The following is a 1,205-nucleotide window of genomic DNA, read 5'->3' as shown; positions in this document are numbered from 1 at the left end:
TCTTCGATTGCCTTGGGAGGAATGCCTCATGAAGACGCGCGCCGCAGTTGCCGTTGGTGCCGGAAAGCCGCTGGAGATCATGGAGGTGGACCTCGAGGGTCCGCGCGATGGCGAGGTGCTGATCGAGATCAAGGCGACCGGCATCTGCCACACCGATGAGTTCACGCTCTCGGGCGCCGATCCGGAAGGCATCTTTCCAGCCATCCTCGGCCATGAGGGCGCCGGCATCGTCGTCGACATCGGCAAGGGCGTGACCTCGGTCAGGAAGGGCGACCATGTCATCCCGCTCTATACGCCGGAGTGCCGGCAGTGCCCGTCGTGTCTGTCGAGGAAGACCAACCTGTGCACCGCCATCCGCGCCACCCAGGGGCAAGGGCTGATGCCGGACGGCACCTCGCGCTTCTCGGTCGGCGGCGAGAAGCTGTTCCACTATATGGGCTGCTCGACCTTCTCCAACTTCACCGTGCTGCCGGAGATCGCGGTCGCCAAGGTCAATCCGGACGCCCCCTTCGACAAGATCTGCTACATCGGCTGCGGCGTGACCACCGGCATCGGTGCCGTGATCAACACGGCCAAGGTCGAGCAGGGTGCAACCGCGGTGGTCTTCGGCCTCGGCGGCATCGGCCTGAACGTCATCCAGGGGCTTCGCCTTGCCGGCGCCGACATGATCATCGGCGTCGATCTCAACAACGACAAGAAGGCCTGGGGCGAGAAGTTCGGCATGACGCATTTCGTCAATCCGAAGGAGATCGACGGCGACATCGTGCCCTACCTGGTCAACATGACCAAGCGCGGCGCCGACCAGATCGGCGGCGCCGACTACACCTTCGACTGCACCGGCAACACCAAGGTGATGCGCCAGGCGCTCGAAGCCTCGCATCGCGGCTGGGGCAAGTCGGTCATCATCGGCGTTGCCGGGGCCGGCCAGGAGATTGCGACACGGCCGTTCCAGCTGGTCACCGGCCGCACCTGGATGGGCACCGCCTTCGGCGGCGCGCGCGGCCGCACCGACGTGCCGCGGATCGTCGACTGGTACATGGAGGGCAAGATCCAGATCGACCCGATGATCACCCATACGCTGAAGCTGGAGGACATCAACAAGGGCTTCGACCTCATGCATGAGGGCAAATCGATCCGCAGCGTCGTGGTTTACTGAGGAAGCCGCAGGCCGCGGGCAATCCGCGACCCCTGCGGTCAAACATGGA

General features: G+C 64.6%; 1 protein-coding gene. It reads left to right on the top strand.

Going from position 1 to position 1,205, the window contains the following annotated elements; all coding sequences use genetic code 11:
• Positions 1–28 precede the first annotated feature (28 nt).
• Positions 29–1,156, top strand: a complete 1,128-nt coding sequence (locus EN853_RS33035) for an S-(hydroxymethyl)glutathione dehydrogenase/class III alcohol dehydrogenase (protein ID WP_127863056.1) — start codon at positions 29–31, stop codon at positions 1,154–1,156.
• Positions 1,157–1,205 lie beyond the last annotated feature (49 nt).

This window comes from Mesorhizobium sp. M1C.F.Ca.ET.210.01.1.1, from assembly GCF_004791585.1.
Classification (GTDB): Bacteria; Pseudomonadota; Alphaproteobacteria; order Rhizobiales; family Rhizobiaceae; genus Mesorhizobium.
This window is presented reverse-complemented; position numbering and strand designations above follow the sequence as displayed.

What these genes read in the sequence shown, in the direction of transcription:
- EN853_RS33035 (WP_127863056.1), top strand. Translation starts at nt 29, where the DNA reads ATGAAGACGCGCGCCGCAGTTGCCGTTGGTGCCGGAAAGCCGCTGGAG.